We start from the raw sequence: 24,516 nt of genomic DNA, 5'->3' as shown, positions 1-24,516 counted from the left end.
CGTTATCGTTATCGACCATCGCGAGCAAGCTCGCTCCTACAGGGGGGGTCAACCATCAACGTGCCATGATTTTCCAGGCGCGATGGATCTTGGCGTTGCGGGCAAAATCCTGATCGATGGTCTGCGCGGTGATGTCCTCGACCGCATAACGCTCGCCGAGATTGGCCTCCAGTTCGAACTTGCGGAAGTTGTTGGAGAAGTACAACACGCCACCGGGTGCCAGACGCGCCATGGCCAGGTCGATCAGTTGCACCTGGTCACGTTGCACGTCGAAGACGCCTTCCATGCGCTTGGAGTTGGAGAACGTCGGCGGGTCGATGAAGATCAGGTCGTACTCGTCACGACTGGCTTCGAGCCACGCCATCACATCGCCCTGCTCCAGGCGGTTCTTGTCGGAAAAACCGTTCAGCGACAGGTTGCGACGCGCCCAGTCCAGATAAGTTTTCGACAGGTCGACACTGGTGGTGCTGCGCGCGCCGCCCTTGGCCGCATGCACGCTGGCCGTTGCGGTGTAGCAGAACAGATTGAGGAAGCGTTTGCCGGCCGCCTCTTTCTGGATACGCATACGCATTGGCCGATGGTCGAGGAACAGACCGGTGTCGAGGTAATCGGTGAGGTTCACCAGCAGCTTCACGCCACCCTCATTGACCTCGACGAACTTGCCCTGCGCCGCCTGTCGCTCGTACTGCCTGGTGCCGCTCTGACGCTCGCGGCGCTTGACCACCACACGGTTCTTGTCGATGTTCAACGCCTGCGGAATCGCCGCCAGGGCATCGAACATGCGGGCCGAAGCTTTTTCCGGATCGATGGATTTCGGCGCGGCGTACTCCTGAACATGGACCCAGTCGTGATACAGGTCGATGGCCATGGAGTATTCCGGCATGTCGGCATCGTACACGCGGTAGCAGTCGATGCCTTCACGCTTGACCCACTTGCCCAGGGCCTTGAGGTTCTTTTGCAGGCGGTTGGCGAACATCTGCCCGCCTTCGCTCAGGCGCGGTTGCTCGACCACCGGAGCCGGTGCCGGCGTCGGTTTGATCGGGTTGCCGTTTTTGTTGAACTTGCGTTCCTGCGGTTCGTTCGGTGCCTGATCGTAGGCGGCTTGCTCACGCTCGACCTGACGCTGTTCCGGAGTACGACGCTCGCCGGTGACGAACTGATCCGGCAGTACCTTGATCAGCAACAGCTTGCAGGGCAAGGCGCCGTTCCAGAACGAATATTGCTTGTGGCTGCGGATGCCCATGCGCTTGCCCAGGTCCGGCGCGCCGGTGAACACCGCCGCTTCCCAGTTCAGGCAGGCCTGACGCAGGCGCTCGCCGAGGTTCTGGTAGAGGTAGAGCAGGCTCGCCTCATCGCCCAGACGCTCGCCGTACGGAGGGTTGCAGATCACCAGGCCTTTCTGGTTTTGGTCCGGGCGCGGTTCGAACGTCGCGACTTCGCCCTGATAGATCTTGATCCACTCGCTCAGGCCGGCACGCTCGACGTTGTTACGGCCCGGCTGAATCAGCCGCGGATCGGCTTCGTAGCCGCGAATCCACAGCGGTGGCTTGGCCATGCCGGCCGCCGCGCGTTCGCTGGCTTCTTCGTGCAGTTTTTTCCACAGCGCCGGGACGTGACCGAGCCAGGCGGTGAAGCCCCACTGCTCGCGACGCAGGTTCGGCGCGATGTCGGCAGCGATCATCGCCGCTTCCACCAGGAAGGTGCCGACACCGCACATCGGGTCGGCCAGAGCGCCGCCTTCGGCCGCGATACGTGGCCAGCCGGAGCGAATCAGGATGGCGGCCGCGAGGTTTTCCTTGAGCGGCGCCGCGCCTTGCTGCAGGCGATAGCCACGCTGGTGCAGGCTGTGGCCCGACAGGTCCAGGGAAAGAATGGCTTCGCCGCGGTCCAGGCGCAGGTGAATGCGCAGGTCCGGGTTGAGCTTGTCGATGGACGGACGGTCGCCTTGCGGGGTGCGCAGTTTGTCGACGATGGCATCCTTGACCTTCAGCGCGCCGAAGTGGGTGTTATCGATACCCGAGCCATGGCCGCTGAATTCGACGGCCAGGGTGCCGTCATTGAGCATGTGGTCTTCCCACTCGATGTCCAGCACGCCGTGGTACAGGTCTTCGGCGTCCTTCATCGGGAAACGCTTGAGCACCAGCAGCACGCGGTTGGCCAGACGCGACCACAGGCACAGGCGATAAGCGGTTTCCATGGTGGCCATGCCGCGCACGGCAGAGGTGTGCTCCCGCGCTTCCTCAAGGCCAAGCCCGACGGCTTCCTCGATGAGCAGGCCTTCAAGGCCTTTTGGGCAAGTGAGGAAGAGTTCGAAACGATCGGACATGGGAATTCCAGAACCTTTAGCTGAGTGACCGGGCAACGCATTGCCGGTCCGGTTTTCAATCAGGCACTTTTCTCGAAGAGCGCCCGCGTGGCACGAAGGTGTGCCGTTCCACCCTTGCTGCCCGGGTTAAATGAGCTTAGATGCAAGGGCAGATAAAAAAGTTGATGCAACAAAATGTCATAAGTCGACCCTTCGTCGAATAGTGCATCCCGGCAACGGGAGCCATTCTCACTAAAGGATTAAGCCCATCATCCAGCGCAGGGCCGATCATACCGGGGTTTGGCCAATAAATACGGGAAAAACACGCTGTTACTTATGGCCTTAGCACATCAATAGTTACGTCCTTATGACAAAACGATCATTCCCTCGATGTGACGCATTGGTTAGAACTCAATACAGGTTGGCGCCGCAATGACGCCAACACCTTGGCTCGTCACGCCGGCAACGAGCCCCAACGGCAGAGATTTTTCTGCCAGGCCTCAATTGAGGTCAACGCGATAAATACAGTCAACAAACGAGGGCAGCACCCTATGAGAAGACTTAAGCGTGATCCGTTGGAAAGAGCATTTTTGCGCGGATATCAATATGGCGTTGGTGGCAAATCCCGTGAGCTTTGCCCTTTTACTCTACCGTCGGTACGTCAAGCCTGGATCAACGGCTGGCGAGAAGGACGCGGCGACAACTGGGACGGTATGACCGGCACTGCGGGAATCCACAGACTCAACGAACTTCACGCCGTCGGCTAATTACAGGGCACAACACTCCGACACGACAATCTGATTTTGTACTGAATTAACCACGCACGTCCCATCCGGACGGCGGGCTCCGGCCCAGGGGCTCCTTTGAAGGAGCCCTTTTTTATGCCTGCTCCAAAGCAAGGAAAACCTGTTTTTGTGGCGAGGGAGCTTGCTCCCGCCCGGTTGCGAAGCAATCGTAAACCCGGTGTTCTCAATCAATTTGGTTCACTGAAGCGGGTGCTTTGGGGCTGCTTCGCAGCCCAGCGGGAGCAAGCTCCCTCGCCACAAAAGCTCCCTTCAGCCTTCAACGCAAGGCGGCGATGGCGTCTACGGATTCACGAATCAGCGCCGGGCCTTTGTAGATGAAGCCCGAGTAGATCTGCACCAGACTTGCACCTGCGGTGATTTTTTCCGCCGCGTGCTTGCCTTCGGTAATGCCGCCGGCAGCGATGATCGGCAGACGACCACCCAGTTCCGATGCCAGCACTTTCACGGTGTGGGTGCTCTTGTCGCGAACCGGGGCGCCAGACAAACCACCGGCTTCGTCGCCATGCTCCATGCCTTCGACGCCTACGCGGCTCAGGGTAGTGTTGGTGGCGATGACGGCATCCATTCCGGTTTCGATCAGCGCTTGCGCAACTTGTGCGGTTTCTTCGTCAGTCATGTCCGGCGCGATCTTGATCGCCAGCGGTACATGTTTGCCATGACGCAATGCCAGTTCCGCGCGGCGCTCGGCCAGATCGGCCAGCAACTGCTTGAGGGAGTCACCGAATTGCAGGCTACGCAGGCCCGGTGTGTTCGGCGAACTGACATTGACCGTCACATAGCTGGCGTGGGCGTAAACCTTGTCCAGGCAGATCAGGTAGTCGTCCACGGCACGCTCGACCGGGGTGTCGAAGTTCTTGCCGATGTTGATGCCCAGCACGCCCTTGTACTTGGCCGCCGCCACACGGGCCAGCAGGTGATCGACGCCGAGGTTGTTGAAGCCCATGCGATTGATGATCGCCTCGGCTTCCGGCAAACGGAACAGGCGAGGCTTGGGGTTGCCCGGCTGCGGACGCGGAGTGATGGTGCCGATTTCGACAAAACCGAAACCCAGTTGGGCAAAACCATCGATGGCCGCGCCGTTCTTGTCCAGACCGGCGGCCAGCCCCACCGGATTCGGGAAGTCCAGGCCCATGACGTTAACCGGCTTTTTCGCCGGGGCCTTGCACAGCAAGCCGTTGAGCCCAAGACGTCCGCCCGCACCGATCAAGTCCAGGGACAGATCGTGGGAGGTTTCCGGGGAGAGTTTGAACAACAGCTGACGGGCCAGGGTGTACATGGGCGGATTTGACTCGATTGGCGGCGAATTGAGGCGGCGATTATAGCCGGGCAACGGGGTGGCAAGCGAGGCGCGTGATCAAATCAACGGTTAATGGCATATGCCTTGCACCATTCCAGGTACCAGCACCCATGCCAGCGACGGAATGGGTGCAAAGACAATGGCGTCGTCTCCGGCCTGCTCATGCACGGACCCGGGACGACGTTTTTTTTGCAAGGTGAACGTGCGATGAACGAACCATCAGCCGGCCCTCTGGCCTGGGTCAATGGCAGCGATGCCCCGGAAAAAACCGAAATCAATCTTGGCTTCATGGCCCTGAGCGACTGCGCCTCGGTGGTAGTCGCCGCCACCCAGGGCTTTGCCCAACCCCACGGCTTGACCCTGAACCTCAAGCGCCAATCGTCCTGGGCCAACCTGCGAGACAAACTGGTCAGCGGCGAACTCGATGCAGCCCACAGCCTCTACGGCCTGATATACGCCGTTCACCTGGGCATCGGCGGCGTGGCGGCGACCGACATGGCCGTGTTGATGGGCCTGAATCAGAACGGCCAGAGCATCAATCTGTCCCGCGGTTTGCAGGCGCTGGGGGTGAGCACTCCTGAAGCACTGGATCGGCACGTGCACCAAACTCGCCCAAAACTCACCTTCGCCCAGACTTTTCCAACCGGCACCCATGCCATGTGGTTGTATTACTGGCTCGCCAGCCAGGGCATTCACCCGCTGCTGGATGTCGACAGCGTAGTGGTGCCGCCACCGCAAATGGTCGCGCACCTGCGAGCCGGGCGTATCGACGGGTTCTGCGTCGGCGAACCCTGGTCCGCCAGCGCGGTGCAACAGGACCTCGGTTTCACCCTGGCCACGACCCAGACCATCTGGCCCGATCATCCGGAAAAAGTCCTCGGCTGCACCCGTGCGTTCGTCGAGCAATACCCCAATACCGCGCGGGTGTTGGTGATGGCGATTCTGGAAGCCAGCCGCTTCATTGAAGAAAGCACCGAGAATCGGCGTAGTACCGCGCATTTGCTCAGTGCCGCACAGTACCTTGACGCGCCACTGGACTGCATTGAACCGCGCTTGCTGGGCGAATACGCCGATGGCCTTGGTCATTGCTGGCAAGACCCGCACGCGCTGCGCTTGCACGGGGATGGCGAGGTCAATCTGCCGTACCTGTCCGACGGCATGTGGTTCATGACCCAGTTCCGCCGCTGGGGTTTGTTGCGCGATGACCCGGACTATCTCGCGGTGGCCCGGCAGGTGCAGCAACTGGACCTCTATCGAGAGGCCGCCAGTGCCGTCGGCGTCGCTTCGTCAGCCGGGGAGATGCGCAGCAGTCAGTTGATCGACGGCAAAATCTGGGACGGTTCGGACCCGGCCGGTTATGCCCGCAGTTTCAAACTGCACGCCATGAGCGACAGCTCGCACCGATCCGCCAGCCGCTGACAGGAGACGACGAACATGCTGCGTATCCTGCTGATCAACGACACCGCAAAAAAAGTCGGACGCCTGAAGGCCGCCCTGACCGAGGCCGGTTTCGAGGTGATCGACGAATCCGGCCTGACCATCGACTTGCCCGAACGCGTCGAAACGGTGCGTCCGGACGTGATTCTGATCGATACCGAGTCACCGGGTCGCGATGTCATGGAACAAGTAGTGCTGGTGACTCGCGACCAGCCACGACCGATTGTGATGTTCACCGACGAACACGACCCCGGTGTGATGCGACAGGCAATCAAGTCCGGGGTCAGTGCCTACATCGTCGAAGGCATACACGCACAACGCCTGCAGCCGATTCTCGATGTGGCCATGGCGCGCTTCGAAAGCGATCAGGCCTTGCGTGCCCAGCTGCATGCCCGCGACCAGCAATTGGCCGAGCGCAAGCGCATCGAACTGGCCAAAGGGCTGCTGATGAAAATGAAGAATTGCAACGAGGAAGAGGCCTACACACTGATGCGCCGCCAGGCAATGAGCCGACAGCAGAAGCTGATTCAAGTGGCGGAACAGATTATTGCCATGAGCGAACTGCTGGGTTGACCCCCTGTGGTGAATGTTCTATCGCCTTCGCGAGCAAGCCCGCTCCCACATTTGATCGCGGTCGAATGTGGGAGCGGCGGTGCGGCGATCCGACTTGCTCGCGAATGGTGGCGACCCGGTTTCGGTTGTTGGCACAGATCTGGCTAAGTAATCACCACAGGTAACCAACGGCGGTTGCCCCACCTACGACAAAGACGTCGCTCATCTCATTTGCCCTTGGCGAATCGGGTGGCGGCGTTTTTTCGTTTTGGCCCCACAGCACGGGGCCGGTGGTGCGGCCGTAACGGCGCCCCACCTGCAAGCTCATGACTCCTTCCGAGACTCTTCACAGCTGAGGTGCGCGATGAATTCAAGCTTCTGGAAATCCGGCCATACACCCACATTGTTCGCAGCCTTCCTCTACTTCGACCTGAGCTTCATGGTCTGGTACCTGCTCGGTCCTTTGGCGGTACAGATCGCCGCCGACCTGCACCTGACAACGCAGCAACGCGGGCTGGTGGTCGCCACGCCGATTCTGGCCGGGGCGGTGTTGCGCTTCGTGATGGGGATGCTGGCCGATCGCCTGTCGCCCAAAACCGCCGGGGTGATAGGCCAGGTCATCGTGATCTGCGCCCTGTTCGGCGCCTGGAAACTCGGTATCCACAGCTACGAACAAGCGTTGCTGCTGGGGCTGTTCCTCGGCATGGCCGGCGCCTCTTTCGCCGTCGCCCTGCCCTTGGCATCGCAGTGGTATCCGCCGCAACATCAAGGCAAAGCCATGGGCATCGCCGGCGCGGGGAACTCAGGCACGGTGTTCGCCGCATTGATCGCCCCGGTGCTGGCGGCGGCATTTGGCTGGAGCAACGTGTTCGGTTTCGCCCTGATCCCGTTGATCCTGACCCTGGTCGTCTTCGCCTGGCTGGCCCGCAACGCCCCCGAGCGGCCAAAAGCCAAATCCATGGCCGACTACTTCAAGGCCCTGGGCGATCGCGACAGCTGGTGGTTCATGTTTTTCTACAGCGTGACATTCGGCGGTTTCATCGGCCTGGCCAGCGCCCTGCCCGGTTACTTCAACGACCAGTACGGCTTGAGCCCGGTGACTGCCGGCTACTACACGGCTGCCTGCGTGTTCGGTGGCAGCTTGATGCGGCCCTTGGGCGGCGCGCTGGCTGACCGGTTCGGCGGCATTCGAACCCTGCTGGCGATGTACACCGTTGCGGCGATCTGCATTGCCGCGGTCGGTTTCAACCTGCCGAGTTCCTACGCCGCACTGGCGCTTTTCGTCTGCACCATGCTCGGTTTGGGCGCAGGCAATGGCGCGGTGTTCCAGTTGGTGCCGCAGCGTTTTCGTCGGGAAATCGGCGTGATGACCGGCCTGATCGGCATGGCCGGCGGCATCGGTGGTTTTGCCCTCGCGGCCGGCATGGGCGCGATCAAGCAAAGTACCGGCAGCTATCAGCTGGCCCTGTGGTTGTTCGCCAGCCTCGGCATACTGGCGTGGTTCGGTCTGCACGGTGTGAAACGGCGCTGGAGAACCACCTGGGGTTCGGCCGCCGTGACGGCTGCGCGGGTCTGAGGTCTCGATGAGCCTGCAATTGAGTTTCGCCGAAGCCAGCGCCATCGGCCCTCGCGAGGAAAATCAGGATGCCCTGCGCCTGGTCACGCCGGCCCCGGCGCTGGCCGCGAGCAAAGGTTATCTGTTCGCCATCGCCGACGGCGTCAGCCAGTGTGTCGATGGCGGTCTCGCGGCCCGTTCGACGCTGCAGGCCCTGGCGCTGGATTACTACGCCACGCCGGAAACCTGGGGCGTCGCACAGGCACTTGATCGTCTGTTGCTGGCGCAGAACCGCTGGTTGCAGGCCAATGGGGGCGGACAACCGCTGCTGACCACCATCAGTGCTCTGGTCCTGCGCGGCCGGCGTTTTACCCTGGCGCATGTCGGCGATTGCCGGGTGTATCGCTGGCATGCCGATCAATTGCAGCGAATCAGCGAGGATCACGTCTGGGACCAGCCGGGCATGCAGCATGTGCTGAAACGGGCGCTGGGCCTCGATCAACACCTGGTGCTGGACTTTCTCGACGGTGAGTTGCGTCTCAATGAAAGTTTCGTACTGCTCAGCGACGGCATCTGGGCCGTCCTGGGCGATACCGCCATTGCCGCGATCCTGCGCGATCAACCGGACCTGCACAGCGCCGCGCACACCCTGGTCAATGCCGCGCATCTGGCCGGCAGCCAGGACAACGCCAGCGCCTTGCTGGTGCGGGTCGATGCCCTCGGTGAAGCGAGCCTTGGCGATGCCTTGATTCATTTGCAACAATGGCCGCTGCCGCCAGCCCTGAAACCGGGCCAGGCGTTCGAGGGCTGGCAGGTCGAAGGGATCGTCGCGCAGAGTCAGCAATCGCTGCTCTATCGCGTTCGCGACAGCCAGCAACAACCCTGGTTGCTGAAAACCCTGCCGGGGCGCCTGCACGACGATCACCAGGCCGGGCAAGCGTTACTGTCGGAAGAGTGGTTTCTCAAACGCGTGGCCGGTCGACATTTTCCCGAAGTCCATGCCGCCAGTCAGCGTCAGCATTTGTATTACGTGATGCGTGAATATACGGGCTCCACCCTGGCTCAGCGACATGAGCAAAGCGGACCGTTGCCACTGGCCCAATGGCAAGACATCGCCGAACGTTTGCTGCGAGCAGTCGGCCTGCTGCATCGACGGCAGATTCTGCATCGCGATATCAAACCGGAAAACCTGTTGCTGGGTGATGACGGTGAGTTGCGCCTGCTGGATTTCGGCCTCGCCTACTGCCCCGGCCTCTCGCAAGATCTGCCCTGGGCTCTGCCGGGCACACCCAGTTACATCGCGCCCGAAGCCTTTCGCGGCGACGTGCCGACACCACAGCAGGACTTGTATGCCGTCGGTGTGACCTTGTATTTCCTGCTCACCGGGCACTATCCCTATGGCGAAATCGAAGCGTTCCAGCGCCCGAGGTTTGGCCTCCCTGTCAACGCCAGCCGCTACCGGCCCGACCTGCCGGACTGGATCGCCCATAACCTGGAGCGCGCCGTGGCGGCGGCTCCCGACCAGCGCTTCGAAACGGCAGAGGAATGGTTACTGCTGATCGAACAGGGCGAACGCCGCAGTTTGAGCGTGCGCCCCAAACCGTTGCTGGAGCGCGAGCCGCTGAAAGTCTGGCGGACATTGGCGCTGGTATCGTTGCTGCTCAATCTGGTGCTGCTGGTGGTTGCGCTCCATTAGCGGGCAACGCGCTTTGAATCGGTGCACGCCCTCGCGGCTCTGCCCTTGCGAACGGGAAGAAAGCCAACAAACACGCGACCTGAGCGACTTGGCACAACCACTGCATTACCCCTTTCAACAGACATAAAGCGCAGGCTTCAACGACGAAGGCTGCACTTCCCGAGAGAACGGGACCAGGACAAAGGCGTCCTCGCTAGGCAACTAGCGGGACGCCTTTTTTTTGTTTGCGCAAAATTTGTCGAGCGAGGCCTGAACCCTGATGAGGCAGGCCTGAGCTCCCCGGAGAACCTGATGAAAAAACTAAAACTGGTGATGATCGGCAACGGCATGGCCGGGGTCCGGACCCTGGAAGAACTGCTCAAACTGAGCACGGAGCTGTACGACATCACGGTCTTCGGCGCCGAACCGCACACCAACTACAACCGCATCCTGTTGTCGCCGGTACTGGCGGGCGAACAGACCTTCGAAGAGATCGTACTCAACGACCTGAGCTGGTACCTGGACAACAACATCAAACTGCTGCTCAACCGCAAAGTGGTGGAGATCGACCGGGTCAAGCGCCGGGTCATTGCCGAAGACGGCAGCGAAGCCGAATACGATCGCCTGCTGATCGCCACCGGCTCGACGCCCTTCATCCTGCCCATTCCCGGCAACACCCTTGGGGGCGTGATCGGCTACCGCGACATCGCCGACACCCAGGCCATGATCGACACCGCAAAAACCTACCGGCACGCCGTGGTGATCGGTGGCGGCCTGCTCGGCCTGGAGGCCGCCAACGGCCTGATGCTGCGGGGCATGCACGTCACCGTGGTGCATATCGGCGAGTGGTTGCTGGAGCGGCAACTGGACAAGACCAGCGGCCAGCTACTGCAAACCGCCCTGGAGTCTCGCGGCCTGCACTTTCGCCTGTGCGAGCAGACCCAGGCCTTGCACGACGCGGGCAACGGTCGGGTCGGGTCGGTGCAATTCAAGAACGGCGACATCATCCCCGCGGACCTGGTGGTGATGGCCGCCGGCATTCGCCCCAACACCGAACTGGCGGAGAAATCCGGCATTCCGTGCAATCGCGGGATTCTGGTCAACGACACACTGCAAACCTACGACCCGCGAATCTACGCCATCGGCGAGTGTGCCAGCCACCGCGGCATCGCCTATGGTTTGGTGGCGCCACTGTTCGAACAGGCCAAAGTCTGCGCCAACCACCTCGCCCAACTGGGCTTTGCCACTTACAAGGGTTCGGTGACCTCGACCAAACTGAAGGTCACCGGCATCGATCTGTTTTCCGCCGGCGACTTCATGGGCGGTGAAGGCACCGAGACCATTACCCTGTCGGACCCGATTGGCGGGGTCTACAAGAAACTGGTGATCAAGGATGACGTGCTGGTCGGCGCCTGTCTGTACGGCGATACGGCGGATGGCGGCTGGTATTTCCGGCAGATCCGTGAGAATCACGACATCCGGCAGATCCGCGATCACCTGATGTTCGGCGGCTCTTCATCTATGGAGCAGGCTTTAGGCGACGTAGGACATCAAGGCCAGGACAAAGCCATGAGCATGGCCGACACGGCCGAAGTCTGCGGCTGCAACGGTGTGTGCAAAGGCACCATCGTCAAGGCCATTCAGGAGCACGGGCTGTTCAGTGTCGACGAAGTCAAGAAACACACCAAGGCTGCCAGCTCCTGCGGTTCGTGCGCGGGTTTGGTCGAGCAGATCCTGATCAACACGGTGGGCGGCGCCGCCGACGTCAAACCGAAAAGCGAAAAAGCCATCTGCGGCTGCAGCGACCTCAACCACGGGCAAATCCGCCAGGCCATACGCGAGCAGCACCTGCTGACCATCGCTGGCACCATGAGCTACCTGAACTGGCGCACACCCAACGGCTGCGCCACCTGCCGGCCGGCGCTCAACTACTACCTGATTTCCACCTGGCCAGGGGAAGCCAAAGATGATCCGCAATCTCGCCTGATCAACGAACGCGCCCACGCCAACATTCAGAAAGACGGCACCTACTCGGTAGTCCCGCGGATGTGGGGCGGTGTGACCAATCCTTCGGAACTGCGGCGCATTGCCGACGTTGCCGACAAGTACAACGTGCCGATGGTCAAGGTCACCGGTGGCCAGCGCATCGACTTGCTGGGGATTAAGAAGCAGGACTTGCCAGGCGTCTGGAAAGACCTCGACATGCCGTCCGGCCACGCCTACGGCAAATCCATCCGCACGGTGAAAACCTGCGTCGGCAGCGAGTTCTGCCGCTTTGGCACGCAGAACTCCACGCAGCTGGGTATTGAACTGGAACATGACCTGTTCAACATGTGGTCGCCGCACAAGGTGAAACTGGCTGTCTCCGGTTGCCCGCGTAACTGTTCGGAAGCGGGCATCAAGGACGTAGGAATCATCGGCGTCGATTCCGGCTGGGAGATGTACATCGGTGGCAACGGCGGGATCAAGACCGAAGTCGCGGAATTCTTCGTCAAACTGAAAACCGCCGAAGAAGTCCGCGAATACAACGGTGCATTCCTGCAGCTCTATCGCGAAGAAGCCTTTTACCTTGAGCGCACCGTGCACTACCTGCAGCGGGTAGGCATGGACCATATCAAGAAAGCCGTGCTTGAGGACCCGGAGCGTCGCAAGGCGCTGAACGATCGCCTGCAATTTTCCCTGTCGTTCGAACAGGACCCGTGGAAGGAACGCCTGGAACAGCCACAGCTGAAAAAAGAATTCGACGTCATCCCCGTGAAAAACCTGGAGGTGCTGGCATGAACTGGCTGGATATCTGCGCACTGGAAGAAATCAATGCCCTGGGCTCGCGGATCGTCTCCGGCCCTAAGGGCGACATCGCGATTTTTCGTACCAGCGACGACGAAGTGTTCGCCCTCGACGACCGTTGCCCGCACAAGGGCGGGCCGCTGTCCCAGGGTCTGATCTACGGCAAACGGGTGGCCTGCCCGTTGCACAACTGGCAAATCGACCTGGAAAGCGGCGAAGCCCAGGCCCCGGACGTCGGCTGCGCCCACCACCACCCGGCGCGGGTCGAAAATGGCCGAGTGATGCTGGCCCTGCGGGACGCAGGCTGATGGACCGCCAGATCACCGCGTCCACCTGCTGTTACTGCGGGGTCGGCTGCGGGGTGCTGATCGAGCACGACGGCGAGCACATCCTCGGCGTCAGCGGCGATCCGGCGCACCCGGCCAATTTCGGCAAACTGTGCAGCAAGGGCTCGACTCTGCACCTGACCGGCGACTTGACGGCGCGGGCGTTGTATCCCGAACTGCGCCTCGGCAAAGGCCTGGCCCGCCACCGCACTGACTGGGATACCGCCCTCGATCACGCCGCCAGCGTATTTGCCGCGACCATTGCCGAACATGGCCCGGACAGCGTGGCGTTCTACATTTCCGGGCAACTGTTGACCGAGGACTACTACGCCTTCAACAAGCTGGCGCGCGCCCTGGTGGGCACCAACAACATCGACAGCAATTCACGCCTGTGCATGTCCTCGGCGGTGGTCGGCTACAAGCGCAGCCTGGGGGCCGACGCGCCGCCCTGCAGCTACGAAGACCTGGAGCTGAGCGATTGCGTGATGATCGTCGGCAGCAACATGGCCTACGCCCACCCGGTGCTGTTTCGTCGGCTGGAAGCCGCCAAATCCCGGCGGCCGCAGATGAAGGTCATCGTCATTGACCCGCGTCGTACAGACACCTGCGATCTGGCTGACCTGCACCTGGCGATTTTGCCGGGCACCGATGTCGCCTTGTTCCATGGGATTTTGCATCTGCTGTTGTGGGAAGACTGGATCGATCGAGACTTCATCAGGGACCACACCGAAGGTCTGGCCGAGCTGAAAAGCCTGGTGCGCGACTACACGCCGCAAATGGTTTCGCAGCTTTGCGGAATCAGCGTCGGGCAATTGCAGGAATGTGCCGAGTGGATCGGCACAGCACCGAGTTTTCTGTCGCTGTGGTGCATGGGGCTTAATCAGTCCACCGCCGGCAGCGCGAAAAACAGTGCCTTGATCAATCTGCACCTGGCCACCGGGCAGATCGGTCGTCCCGGCGCCGGACCTTTCTCCCTCACCGGTCAGCCAAATGCCATGGGCGGGCGGGAAACCGGCAGTTTATCCAACCTGCTGCCCGGCCATCGTGATGCCGGCAATGCGCAGCACCGGGCACAAGTGGCGTCCTATTGGGGCGTTGAGCAACTACCGGAAAACACCGGGCTCACGGCGATCGAGCTGTTCGAGCAAGTACGCAACGGCAAGATCAAGGCGTTGTGGATCGCCTGCACCAACCCCGCGCAATCCCTGCCGGACCAGACGGCCGTGCGCGCAGCCTTGCAAGCCTGCCCGTTCGTGGTGTTGCAGGAAGCCTTTTGCACCACTGAAACGGCGAAGTTTGCCGACCTTCTGTTACCCGCCGCCAGTTGGGGAGAAAAGGAAGGCTGCGTGACCAATTCCGAACGACGCATTTCCCACGTACGCCGGGCAATCGTCGCACCGGGTGAGGCACGGCCAGACTGGGCAATCACCGTAGATTTCGCACAACGCCTGGAAAAACACCTGCGTCCCGGCCAAACCAGCCTGTTTCAATTTGATAACCCCGCTCAGGTTTTTGATGAATACAAGCAACTGACTCGCGGTCGCGATCTGGATCTGTCCGGTATCAGCCATGCGCTGATCGATCGACTCGGCCCGCAGCAGTGGCCCTTCCCTTTGGGTGCCGGTGAAGGCACGGCCCGACTGTACGTCGACGGGATATTTGCCACTGCCAATGGGCGCGCGCAGTTCGTGGCCGATCCGTACCGCGCCGCCAAAGAGCAACGCGATGCTCGCTTCCCGTTGACCCTGATCACCGGCCGCCTGCGCGATCAATGGCACGGCATGAGCCGCACCGGCACCGCTGCGCAGCTGTTCGGCCATGTCAGCGAAGCGGAATTGAGCCTGCACCCGGACGAATTGCGCCGTCATCGCTTGCAGCCGGGGGATCTGGTCAGCCTGAAAAGCAGGCGCGGCGCAGTCATCGTTGCGGTCGCCAGTGATGACAGCGTGCGTCCTGGCCAGGCCTTTTTGCCGATGCATTGGGGCGACCGTTTTCTCAAGGGCGGAGTGAACAGCCTCACGTTGTCCGCCTTCGATCCCTTGTCGAAACAGCCTGAACTCAAACACAGCGGTGTACGCCTGGAACCGGTGGACTTGCCCTGGAAACTGTTCGCACTGATCGAGGGTGATGTCCAACGGCACTTTGAGGCACTACGACCGCTCTGTGAGGCGTTTTCCTACGTCAGCCTCAGCCTGGTTGGTCGCGAGCGCCCTGCTCTACTTGTACGGGCTGCCAATATTTCGGCACCTTCGGCAGAGCTGCTAAGCGAAATCGATAGAAACCTGGAACTCAATGAGGGTCCGGTACTGGCTTACGACGACCCTCGACGGGCCATTGGCAAGCGGGTGCGAATCGAAAACGGCCGGATCACCGCTATTCGACTGGCCGGAGAAGCCCTTGCCCAACACTGGTTGCAAGGTCTGTGGCTCGAAGGTCGCGCGGACGAGCAACTGCGGCGCTGGTTGCTTGCGCCGCTCAGCGCACCACCGGGCAACCTCGACGCGCCCATCAACGCGAACAGAACCCTGTGCAATTGCAAGAACGTCAGCCAGAACGCGATCTGCGGCGGCATCAGCCGTGGCCTGGACTTGCAGGGACTCAAGCAAGAACTCGGTTGCGGCACGCAATGCGGGTCCTGCGTTCCGGAAATCAAACGCCTGCTGGCTGCCAAGATGCAGCCGATCACCGTCTTCTCGTGAGGAAAACACTATGAGTGCAAAAGTCTGGCTGGTAGGTGCGGGGCCGGGTGATCCGGAGTTGCTCACTTTGAAAGCGGTACGTGCCTTGCGGGAAGCAGACGTGGTGCTGATCGATGATCTGGTCAATGTCGCGGTACTCGAACATTGCCCCCGGGCGCGGATCATCCCGGTGGGCAAGCGCGGCGGCTGCCGCTCCACTCCGCAAGCGTTCATCCATCGCCTGATGCTTCGTTATGCCCGGCAGGGTAAATGCGTGGCGCGGCTCAAGGGTGGCGATCCGTGCATTTTCGGCCGTGGTGGCGAAGAGGCACAGTGGTTGCGTGAGCGTGGGGTCGAAACCGAGTTGGTCAACGGCATCACGGCCGGACTGGCGGGGGCAACGCAGTGCGATATCCCGCTGACTTTGCGGGGTGTAGCACGCGGTGTCACCCTGGTCACCGCGCACACCCAGGACGACAGCCAATTGAACTGGCAGGCGCTGGCCCAAGGCGGAACGACGCTGGTGATTTACATGGGAGTGGCCAAGCTCGGTGAAATCCGTGAGCAGCTATTGGCCGGCGGCATGGCGACGGATACGCCCGTGGCCATGATTGAAAACGCGTCCTTGCCCCATCAGCGGGAATGTCGGAGCACGCTGACAGCGATGGATGACGCTGCCTGCGGATTCCAGTTGAAAAGCCCTGCCATTCTAGTGATCGGTGCAGTGGCAGCCTGTTCAACTCAATCCCTGTGGGAGAGGGGCTTGCCTGCGAGGACGGCAGACCAGTCAGCGTAATGGCGCCTGCTTCACCAAATCGCAGACAAAGAAAAGCCCGGCCTAAGCCGGGCTTTCCTCAGAGCTGCGAGCTAATTACTTAGCGTGAGCTTCAACCTGCGCTTCTACGCGACGGTTAACAGCGCGACCAGCTTCAGTTTTGTTGTCAGCAACTGGGCGGGATTCGCCGTAGCCAACGGACTGAACGCGGGACGACTCAACACCGTACTGGTTGGTCAGAACTTGCTTAACGGCGTTTGCACGACGCTCGGACAGTTTCTGGTTGTAAGCGTCAGGACCGACGTTGTCAGTGTGACCTTCAACAGTAGTGGTGGTCGAAGGGTACTGCTTCATGAAGTCAGCCAGGTTCTTGATGTCGCCGTAGCTGTTTGGCTTGACTACCGACTTGTCGAAGTCGAACTTCACGTCCAGCTCTACACGAACGACTTCAGCAACAGCTGGGCAGCCATCAGCGTCAACAGTTACGTTGGCTGGGGTGTCCGGGCACTTGTCAACGTTGTCGCAAACGCCATCGTTGTCGCTGTCGGAGCAGACTTCTGGTGCTGGAACTGGAGCAGCAGCAGGCTTGTTGCCGCCACCGAAGTTAACACCCAGACCTACGGACGGGATGTAGTCCCAACGGCCGTTGTCCAGCTTGTAGTCAGCTTCTACGCCAGCACGAGCGTAGACGTTTTCGAGGAAGTAGTACTTCAGGCCAGCGCCAGCAGTCAGGAAAGTCGACTGGTCACGACCGGTGTGGCCGTCAGCGGCTACGTTGGTCATGCTGCCGTGCTTAACACCACCTTGAACGTAAGGACGCAGAGCGTCGCCAGCGTTGTTGAAGTGGTACTGAGCGTTCAGACCGAACTGGTCGCCCTCGATTTTCTGGTTGCCGGTGTTGTTGTTCGAACGGGTGTGGTCATCGTTGTTGTAGGTCAAGTTCAACGATACGTCGTCGGTCAAGAAGTAACCGATGGAGGCGCCAGGAGTGTAGCCGTCTTCAACATTGTTAATGCTGTCGTTGTACTTCTTCCCGTAGTTGAGCTCGCCTTCAACTGCGCCTTGGCCTTGTGCCAGTGCGCCGAACGAAGTAGCGGCAATAAGAGTACCAATGGCCAAGCCCAAGGTGTTTTTCAGTTTCATCCGTTAAATCCCCATCTGGTGATTGTGAAGCAGTCCCGCAAACCGGGGGACAACTCGGCGGCAAGTCTAACAGAACTTGCCTACACGTAAGAGATATTTGCGCTGAACTAAGTTTCAGCAATGCCTGCAAATTTCTCACGCAATTTATCTAGAGCGCGTTTGTACCGCATTTTTGTTGCACTCAAACCCATATGCATGATGTCTGCGATCTCCTGGAACTCCAGCTCTGCGACAAAACGTAGCACCAGAATTTCCCGGTCAATCGGGTTCACATACACTAACCAGCGATCAAGTCCACCCTTTTCCTCAGGTTTCGGCGCCTTTTCTTCGGACGCCTCCTCAAGGGGGTCAAGACTCAATGCGTCCATCAAGCGACGCTTTCGCCGTTCCTTCCGATACTGTGTGATGCACTCGTTGTACGTGATGCTATAAAGCCATGTCTTGAACTTCGATTTACCTTCGAAGTTCTTCAGGCCATACAGCACCTTCAACATGACCTCCTGACAGACATCGTCTGCGTCGCGATCGTTCCCGAGATATCGTGCACACACATTAAATAATGTTCGCTGGTAACGCCGCATCAGTTCTTCATAGGCGCGCGTTACGTGAAATAGCTCTGTATGCGAACGCGCGACCAACTCCTCATCAGAGAGCTCGCGGGGGTCGTAGCGCATGGATAGCGATTGGGCTTTATTCAAAACAAGTCGGGCCGACAGTCAGGTCAATGTCCGCCGCAGCCAGCATCAGCAGGCATTTTGCGGCGGCATACATTAGCAGGGTTTGCCGGGTTAGCGGCTACTCACATGCTGCTCAAGGAGGATCCGATTGGAAAGAGAGACTAGCTCACCCTCATCGGTCAGCAATGTGGTTTTAACCGTGCCGATCTCTTCGATCTGGCCTTCGACCTCACCAACACGCACTTGTTGCCCAACCTGGTACAGCTCACGCACGTAGATTCCCGCAAGAATCTGGCCGGCAATTTCCCGGCTTCCCAACCCCATGGCCAGCGCTACCGCCAGACCAACGGTTATCAACACAATCACGATCACATGGTTGAGCAGGTCAGTCTTGACCTCCAACTGGCTGATCGCGACCGAAATACTGATGATGATCACCAGGCCCTGGGCAATTCGTCCAAGCCCTGAAGCATAGTCCAGGCCCACGCCCTCTGCCGCTCCGCGCACCAGTCCGTTGGCCAGTTGCGCCAGCAAAACACCTACCAGCAGCACCAGCGCCGCGCCGAATACTTTCGGCAAATACAGCGCAAGCATATCCAGCGTAGCTGAAACTCGCTCAAGACCAAGGGATTCTGCGGCAGAAACCAGAAAAATCAGCAGAATGAACCAATAGACGATCTTGCCGATCAGTGTCGAAATAGGGACTTGCAATCCAGCCCGGGACAGCAACTTGGTCAGGCCGGTGCCACCCATCAGGCGATCAAGGCCCAGTTTGGCGAGCAGCTTGGAGAGCAAGGTGTCCAGCAGTTTGGCCACGACAAAACCCAACAGCAGCACAACCAGTGCGCCGAACAGGTTCGGAATGAAGTTCGCAACCTTGGTCCACAACGCAGTCATTGCAGTGACGAGGCTCTGAGTCCAGAGATCAAGTTCCATATTCAATCAGCCTTATCAGCAGTGCGAGCAGTAGGTTTACGAAGACGGGATACCGGCGCGACATGGGCCGATCCGTTATTCAGGGCGATCATCAGTGCAGGCAACCAGCGCCCCAGCAGGCTGAACAAATCACCGGCGCCGACCTGGCGGTTGGCGGTTTTCAGCACACGCCCCAGGCACGCGTCGTCGTCCCGGGTGGACGGCGAGGCCTTGAGCATGTCGCGTAAAGACTGTTCAAACGGATCGTGCATACGCACCTCTCGTGATGTCTGTGGAAGACGCGGTCAGTTTTGCTCGGGTCACATGGTTTCCCTCAGACCCAGCGCAAACGTCGGAATAACCACCACTGTCCCAGCGCCACCGAGACCATCATCAGGCAGGCGATCAGAAAGCCATAAGGGCTTGCAGAGAATGGAATTCCACCGACGTTGATCCCCAAAAGCCCAGTCAGAAAACTCATTGGCAAAAAGATCCCGGTGATTATCCCGAAGCGGTACATCGTGCGATTCATGCGCACGCTCAACCGACGGTCTTCGGCCTCCAGGACCAGCCCCACCCGCTCCCGGGTCAATTCCAGTTCCTCGAGGTAGCGGGTCAGGCTATTGTTCAATTCGTTCCAGTAATCAGCATCGTCCTCGACGAACCAGGGCAACTTGATCCGCGTCAACTGCCCGAAAATATCCCGCTGCGGAGCAAGAAAACGCTTCAACGCGGCGGCCCTGCGCCGGATCTGCAATACGGCACCGTGCTCCGGTGCATACCGTTCGTCGGCATCCAGCTTTTCTTCTTCCTCATCGACCACTTCCGAGAGGTCGCTGACCAGATCCTGCACCTTGTTGGTGAGGTACTGGGCCATGTACAGGATGAGTTCGGAGGCTGTTTTCGGCCCTTTGCCTTCGGACAGTTGTACCAGCAGCTCTTCAGTGGCACGCAAAGGACGCAATCGCAGGGAAATGACACGCTGGGCAGAGCCGAAGATCCGCACCGACACCATGTCTTCCGGCTCGGCACCGGGGTTCAGGTTGACCCCGCGCAAAAATAGCAGCAGTTCGCTGTCGGAAAGCTGTAAAAGTCGCGGACGGGTGTTTTCTTCGAGTAGCAGGTCACAGCTGAATTCGCTCAGACCGCTGGATTTGCGTAACCAGGTCTGGGTTTGCGGATGACTGCGATCCCAGTGCAACCACAGGCTTTCATGGGCCTGCAGCTGCAAGTCGTCGAGTTCTGTCCGGGCTATCGAACGCGCACCGCCTTTACCGTCCAGCACCAGGGCATGCACCAGCCCCCATTGCGCGTTTTCTTCCTCGAACATCCGCATTCCAGTCTTCAAAAAAGTCGGCTAAAGCTTACTCAGGCATTGCAAGCGGGCTGGGCGAGATGATCACGCCGTTGTTGTCCGCGTAGATGTAATGGCCCGGATGGAAGGTCACGCCGGCGAAAGTCACCACAACGTTGAGATCGCCGAGCCCGCGCCTGTCGGATTTCCTCGGGTGGCTGGCGAGGGCCTGAACGCCCAGATCGGTCTGCGCGATGATATCGACGTCACGGATGCAACCGTAGATCACCAGCCCTTCCCAACCGTTTTTCGCGGCTTTCTCGGCCAGCATGTCACCCAGCAACGCATGACGCAGGGAACCGCCACCGTCTACCACCAGCACTTTGCCATTCCCCTTGAGCTCGACTTGCTCCTTGACCCGCGAGTTGTCTTCGAAGCACTTGATGGTCACGATTTCGCCGCCGAAGGAATCACGGCCGCCGAAATTGCTGAACATCGGTTCCAGCACCTGCACCAGTTCCGGATAGGCGTCGCACAGGTCAGGCGTGAGGTAATGGATCATCGAGAAACTCCTGTAAAGAGGAAGACAGCACGAACATCAGTGATGACTCAGCCACGGAAAGTGACCAGAACAGCTCAATGCGTCATATCTTAGCCGCAAGCCGACCAGAGCGAAATGCCCTTGTTAGAGCGTCAGGCTCAGATTGCTGCGGCCAGATCCTGTTGCTCTCCCAACAACGGTGTCTGCTGGTCCGCCAGCCAGCGGCTCACCAAAGGCCAGACTTCGGCCTGGGCAGGTTTGCTGACAAGCATTTCAACATGACCGAAATTATCGGCAAAACCTTGATCACGACCCAGATTGATAAATTGCTTGTGCTCGGAGCCGAACTGATCGAACAGTTTGCGACAAGCCCACGCAGGATCCTGATGATCACCCGCGGCGCTCACGGCGAGCACCGGCAATTTGACTTCGGCCAAACCCGCCCACCAGTTTTTATCGGCATCGCCAAAGCGCCCGAACAGACCGTACCAACGCATGCTTTCCAGGGCCAGGCCGATTGGCTCGTCTTCCGGACCGCGCTTGAGTCTTGAGCCGGACAACTGGGCAAAACGCTTGAGAATGAAGCGACTGCCCCACTCCACCGGCGGAATCTTCAATGGCCAGTAATTGCGGCTGACCTGGGTACCAAAAAACGCCGCCGAGGCCACGACTGGCTCACCGATGTACTCGCCGCCCAGTGCCGCTGCCAGTGTAATACCGCCCAACGAGTGACCGATCCAGTGCGGTACCTGCCCGCTCTGCTCGCGCACGAACGCGCCAATGGCCGGCAGGTCGTAGCGAGCGTAGTCGGCGACACGGTTCTTGCGGTAGTCGTGGTTGCGCTGGGATAGGCCGTGACCGCGCATTTCCGCAATCCAGACGTCGAATCCCAAGCGAGCCAGATAGGCGCCCAACCCCAGGCCCTTGGGAGAAAACCAGAACCGCCGATTGGAAAAGCTGCCGTGCAGCAGGATCACCGGCACGCCGCGGGTTGCCGGTTCATCGGCCATGCCAAGGCGCGTCACAGCCAGTTCGACAGTGAAGTCGGGGCTGTTGCCGGGTTTCAAACGATACACATCTTCGCTCAGATCGCCGCGCCGTTCGGCGCTGATCAGGGCGACAGGAAATAGGTTGCTGCTGCTTTGCATAATCTCTTGCACAAAAAAGGGCGGCTTCCAGAGGAGCCCGCCCTGCTTGAATCTCTAAAACGTCCGCTCACTGACGTTACGTCGATCCCTGTAGGAGCGAGCTTGCTCGCGAAAAACTTCAGGACACCACGTTTATCCAGGATAAACGCGTTATCGTTGGCGTCCATCGCGAGCAAGCTCGCTCCTACAAAGGCATGTGAGCGGCCCGTTCACACAGGATCAAGCCGAAGCCTGACCCTCAGCCAGGAAGAACCAGGTTTCCAGTACGGAATCGGGGTTCAACGAAACGCTTTCAATGCCCTGCTCCATCAGCCATTTGGCCAGATCCGGATGGTCCGAAGGGCCCTGACCGCAGATGCCGATGTACTTGCCGGCCTTGTTGCACGCGGCAATGGCGTTGGCCAGCAGCTTCTTGACCGCCGGATTACGCTCATCGAACAGATGCGCAATGATCCCGGAGTCACGGTCCAGGCCCAGGGTCAGCTGAGTCAGGTCGTTGGAGCCGATGGAGAACCCGTCGAAGAACTCGAGGAATTCTTCCGCCAGGATGGCGTTGGACGGCAGTTCGCACATCATGATCACGCGCAGGCCATTCTGGCCACGGGCCAGACCGTTTTCCGCCAGCAGATCGACCACCTGGCTCGCTTCACCCAGAGTACGAACGAACGGCACCATGATTTCGACGTTGGTCAGGCCCATCTCGTTGCGCACGCGCTTGAGGGCGCGGCATTCGAGTTCGAAGCAGTCACGGAACGATTCGCTGATGTAACGCGAAGCGCCGCGGAAGCCCAGCATCGGGTTTTCTTCTTCCGGCTCGTAGAGCTTGCCGCCGATCAGGTTGGCGTATTCGTTGGACTTGAAGTCCGACAGACGCACGATGACCTTTTTCGGCCAGAACGCAGCCGCCAGGGTGCTGATGCCTTCAACCAGTTTCTCGACGTAGAAGCCGACCGGATCGTTGTAGCCGGCGATGCGCTTGTCGACGCTGTCCTTGATGTCCTGCGGCAGACCGTCGTAGTTCAGCAGCGCCTTGGGGTGCACGCCGATCATGCGGTTGATGATGAACTCCAGGCGGGCCAGGCCCACACCGGCGTTCGGCAACTGCGCGAAGTCGAAGGCGCGGTCCGGGTTGCCGACGTTCATCATGATCTTGAACGGCAGCTCAGGCATGGCGTCCACGGAGTTCTTCTTGATGTCGAAGCCCAGCTCGCCTTCGAAGATGAAGCCGGTGTCGCCTTCAGCACAGGAAACAGTCACGCCCTGGCCGTCTTTCAACAGTTGGGTGGCGTTGCCGCAACCTACTACCGCTGGAATACCCAGCTCGCGGGCGATGATCGCCGCGTGGCAAGTACGGCCGCCACGGTTGGTGACGATCGCGCTCGCGCGCTTCATGACCGGTTCCCAGTCCGGGTCGGTCATGTCGGACACCAGTACGTCGCCTGGCTGGACCTTGTCCATCTCGGACACGTCCTTGATGATGCGGACCTTGCCCGCGCCGATGCGCTGGCCAATGGCACGACCTTCCACCAGCACGGTGCCGGTTTCTTTCAACAGGTAACGCTCCATGACGTTGGCCTGGGTGCGGCTCTTCACGGTTTCCGGGCGGGCCTGCACGATGTACAGCTTGCCGTCGTCACCGTCCTTGGCCCACTCGATGTCCATCGGGCACTTGTAGTGCTTCTCGATGATCATCGCCTGCTTGGCCAGCTCGCTGACTTCGGCGTCGCTCAGGCAGAAACGTGCGCGCTCGGCCTTGTCCACGTCGACGGTCTTGACCGAACGACCGGCCTTGGCTTCGTCGCCGTAGATCATCTTGATGGCCTTGCTGCCCAGGTTGCGGCGCAGGATCGCCGGGCGACCGGCCGCCAGCGTGCCCTTGTGGACGTAGAACTCATCCGGGTTCACCGCGCCTTGTACGACGGTTTCACCCAGGCCGTAGGCGCCGGTGATGAACACCACGTCACGGAAGCCCGATTCGGTATCGAGGGTGAACATCACACCGGCAGTGCCGGTTTCGGAACGGACCATGCGCTGCACGCCAGCCGACAGGGCAACCAGCTTGTGGTCGAAGCCCTGGTGTACGCGATAGGAAATGGCGCGGTCGTTGAACAGCGAGGCGAACACCTCTTTGGCGGCGCGAATGACGTTTTCGACACCACGGATGTTCAGGAAGGTTTCCTGCTGGCCGGCAAAGGAAGCGTCCGGCAAGTCTTCGGCGGTGGCGGAAGAGCGCACGGCCACGGCCATGTCAGGGTTGCCGGCGGACAGCGTGGCGAACGCGGTACGAATTTCGGCATTCAGTTTTTCAGGGAACTCGGCTTCCATGATCCATTGGCGGATCTGGGCACCGGTCTTGGCCAGGGCATTCACGTCATCGACGTCCAGGGCATCCAGTGCGTCGTGAATCTGCTGATTCAGGCCGCTCAACTCCAGGAAATCACGATAAGCCTGAGCGGTCGTGGCGAAGCCGCCGGGCACCGATACACCGGCACCTGCAAGGTTGCTGATCATCTCGCCCAGGGATGCGTTCTTGCCCCCCACATGCTCAACATCGTGTTTGCCGAGCTTATCGAGGGAAACTACGTACTCTACCAAGGTGATCTCT

The 24,516-nt window shown here is 60.0% G+C and carries 19 protein-coding genes; 9 read left to right on the top strand and 10 right to left on the bottom strand.

Annotated elements, in window-relative coordinates:
• Positions 1 to 55: 55 nt before the first annotated feature.
• Positions 56 to 2,326 (bottom strand): bifunctional 23S rRNA (guanine(2069)-N(7))-methyltransferase RlmK/23S rRNA (guanine(2445)-N(2))-methyltransferase RlmL, encoded by a 2,271-nt coding sequence (rlmKL, locus tag AC07XF_RS02845; RefSeq protein ID WP_495025313.1) that lies wholly within the window; start codon positions 2,324 to 2,326, stop codon positions 56 to 58.
• 530 nt (positions 2,327 to 2,856) lie between these two features.
• Between rlmKL and rmf the strand changes: the two genes are divergently transcribed.
• Positions 2,857 to 3,072, top strand: coding sequence for a ribosome modulation factor (rmf, locus tag AC07XF_RS02840; RefSeq protein ID WP_003223300.1), 216 nt, complete (start codon positions 2,857 to 2,859; stop codon positions 3,070 to 3,072).
• Between the two features lie 295 nt (positions 3,073 to 3,367).
• Here rmf and AC07XF_RS02835 read toward each other — a convergent pair whose 3' ends face one another.
• Positions 3,368 to 4,387 (bottom strand): quinone-dependent dihydroorotate dehydrogenase, encoded by a 1,020-nt coding sequence (locus AC07XF_RS02835; RefSeq protein ID WP_495025312.1) that lies wholly within the window; start codon positions 4,385 to 4,387, stop codon positions 3,368 to 3,370.
• Between the two features lie 228 nt (positions 4,388 to 4,615).
• Here AC07XF_RS02835 and AC07XF_RS02830 point away from each other — a divergent pair, with 228 nt between their 5' ends.
• The 8 genes from AC07XF_RS02830 to cobA all read left to right on the top strand — a co-directional run bounded on the left by AC07XF_RS02830 (position 4,616) and on the right by cobA (position 16,214).
• Positions 4,616 to 5,827: a CmpA/NrtA family ABC transporter substrate-binding protein gene (locus AC07XF_RS02830; RefSeq protein WP_495025311.1), complete on the top strand. Its 1,212-nt coding sequence runs from the start codon at positions 4,616 to 4,618 to the stop codon at positions 5,825 to 5,827.
• A 15-nt stretch (positions 5,828 to 5,842) separates the two neighbouring features.
• Entirely contained in the window at positions 5,843 to 6,418 is a 576-nt protein-coding gene (locus AC07XF_RS02825; protein ID WP_429369221.1) for an ANTAR domain-containing response regulator, read from the top strand.
• A 343-nt stretch (positions 6,419 to 6,761) separates the two neighbouring features.
• Positions 6,762 to 7,973, top strand: a complete 1,212-nt coding sequence (locus AC07XF_RS02820; RefSeq protein WP_495025310.1) for a nitrate/nitrite transporter — start codon at positions 6,762 to 6,764, stop codon at positions 7,971 to 7,973.
• A 7-nt stretch (positions 7,974 to 7,980) separates the two neighbouring features.
• Positions 7,981 to 9,648, top strand: coding sequence for a bifunctional protein-serine/threonine kinase/phosphatase (locus AC07XF_RS02815; RefSeq protein WP_495025309.1), 1,668 nt, complete (start codon positions 7,981 to 7,983; stop codon positions 9,646 to 9,648).
• A gap of 291 nt (positions 9,649 to 9,939) precedes the next feature.
• Positions 9,940 to 12,408, top strand: a complete 2,469-nt coding sequence (gene nirB / locus AC07XF_RS02810) for a nitrite reductase large subunit NirB (protein ID WP_495025308.1) — start codon at positions 9,940 to 9,942, stop codon at positions 12,406 to 12,408.
• Positions 12,405 to 12,722, top strand: coding sequence for a nitrite reductase small subunit NirD (gene nirD / locus AC07XF_RS02805; RefSeq protein ID WP_495025307.1), 318 nt, complete (start codon positions 12,405 to 12,407; stop codon positions 12,720 to 12,722). Before nirB ends, nirD begins: the two co-directional genes overlap by 4 nt.
• A complete protein-coding gene (locus tag AC07XF_RS02800; RefSeq protein WP_495025306.1) occupies positions 12,722 to 15,439 on the top strand; it encodes a nitrate reductase in 2,718 nt (905 codons plus the stop codon). Before nirD ends, AC07XF_RS02800 begins: the two co-directional genes overlap by 1 nt.
• A 10-nt stretch (positions 15,440 to 15,449) precedes the next feature.
• Positions 15,450 to 16,214, top strand: coding sequence for a uroporphyrinogen-III C-methyltransferase (cobA, locus tag AC07XF_RS02795; protein WP_495025305.1), 765 nt, complete (start codon positions 15,450 to 15,452; stop codon positions 16,212 to 16,214).
• 75 nt (positions 16,215 to 16,289) lie between these two features.
• Here cobA and AC07XF_RS02790 read toward each other — a convergent pair whose 3' ends face one another.
• From AC07XF_RS02790 to ppsA, 8 genes are all read right to left on the bottom strand, one after another.
• On the bottom strand, positions 16,290 to 17,336 hold the full coding sequence (locus AC07XF_RS02790; protein WP_495025304.1) for an OmpA family protein: 1,047 nt from the start codon (positions 17,334 to 17,336) through the stop codon (positions 16,290 to 16,292).
• 107 nt (positions 17,337 to 17,443) lie between these two features.
• Positions 17,444 to 18,034 (bottom strand): RNA polymerase sigma factor SigX, encoded by a 591-nt coding sequence (gene sigX, locus AC07XF_RS02785; RefSeq protein ID WP_075949123.1) that lies wholly within the window; start codon positions 18,032 to 18,034, stop codon positions 17,444 to 17,446.
• Positions 18,035 to 18,124: 90 nt separating this feature from the next.
• On the bottom strand, positions 18,125 to 18,949 hold the full coding sequence (locus AC07XF_RS02780) for a mechanosensitive ion channel family protein (RefSeq protein WP_007996721.1): 825 nt from the start codon (positions 18,947 to 18,949) through the stop codon (positions 18,125 to 18,127).
• Between the two features lie 2 nt (positions 18,950 to 18,951).
• Positions 18,952 to 19,200, bottom strand: coding sequence for a hypothetical protein (locus AC07XF_RS02775; RefSeq protein WP_020801096.1), 249 nt, complete (start codon positions 19,198 to 19,200; stop codon positions 18,952 to 18,954).
• Positions 19,201 to 19,262: 62 nt separating this feature from the next.
• The gene (locus AC07XF_RS02770; RefSeq protein WP_495025303.1) at positions 19,263 to 20,258 is read right to left on the bottom strand and encodes a zinc transporter ZntB; all 996 of its coding nucleotides are present in this window, start codon (positions 20,256 to 20,258) and stop codon (positions 19,263 to 19,265) included.
• A 34-nt stretch (positions 20,259 to 20,292) separates the two neighbouring features.
• On the bottom strand, positions 20,293 to 20,781 hold the full coding sequence (gene rraA, locus AC07XF_RS02765) for a ribonuclease E activity regulator RraA (protein WP_495025450.1): 489 nt from the start codon (positions 20,779 to 20,781) through the stop codon (positions 20,293 to 20,295).
• A gap of 140 nt (positions 20,782 to 20,921) precedes the next feature.
• Positions 20,922 to 21,911, bottom strand: a complete 990-nt coding sequence (locus AC07XF_RS02760) for an alpha/beta fold hydrolase (RefSeq protein ID WP_495025302.1) — start codon at positions 21,909 to 21,911, stop codon at positions 20,922 to 20,924.
• A gap of 219 nt (positions 21,912 to 22,130) precedes the next feature.
• Positions 22,131 to 24,506, bottom strand: a complete 2,376-nt coding sequence (ppsA, locus tag AC07XF_RS02755; protein WP_495025301.1) for a phosphoenolpyruvate synthase — start codon at positions 24,504 to 24,506, stop codon at positions 22,131 to 22,133.
• Positions 24,507 to 24,516 lie beyond the last annotated feature (10 nt).

The organism is Pseudomonas sp. GW821-FHT01C01 (assembly GCF_059422645.1).
This window is presented reverse-complemented; position numbering and strand designations above follow the sequence as displayed.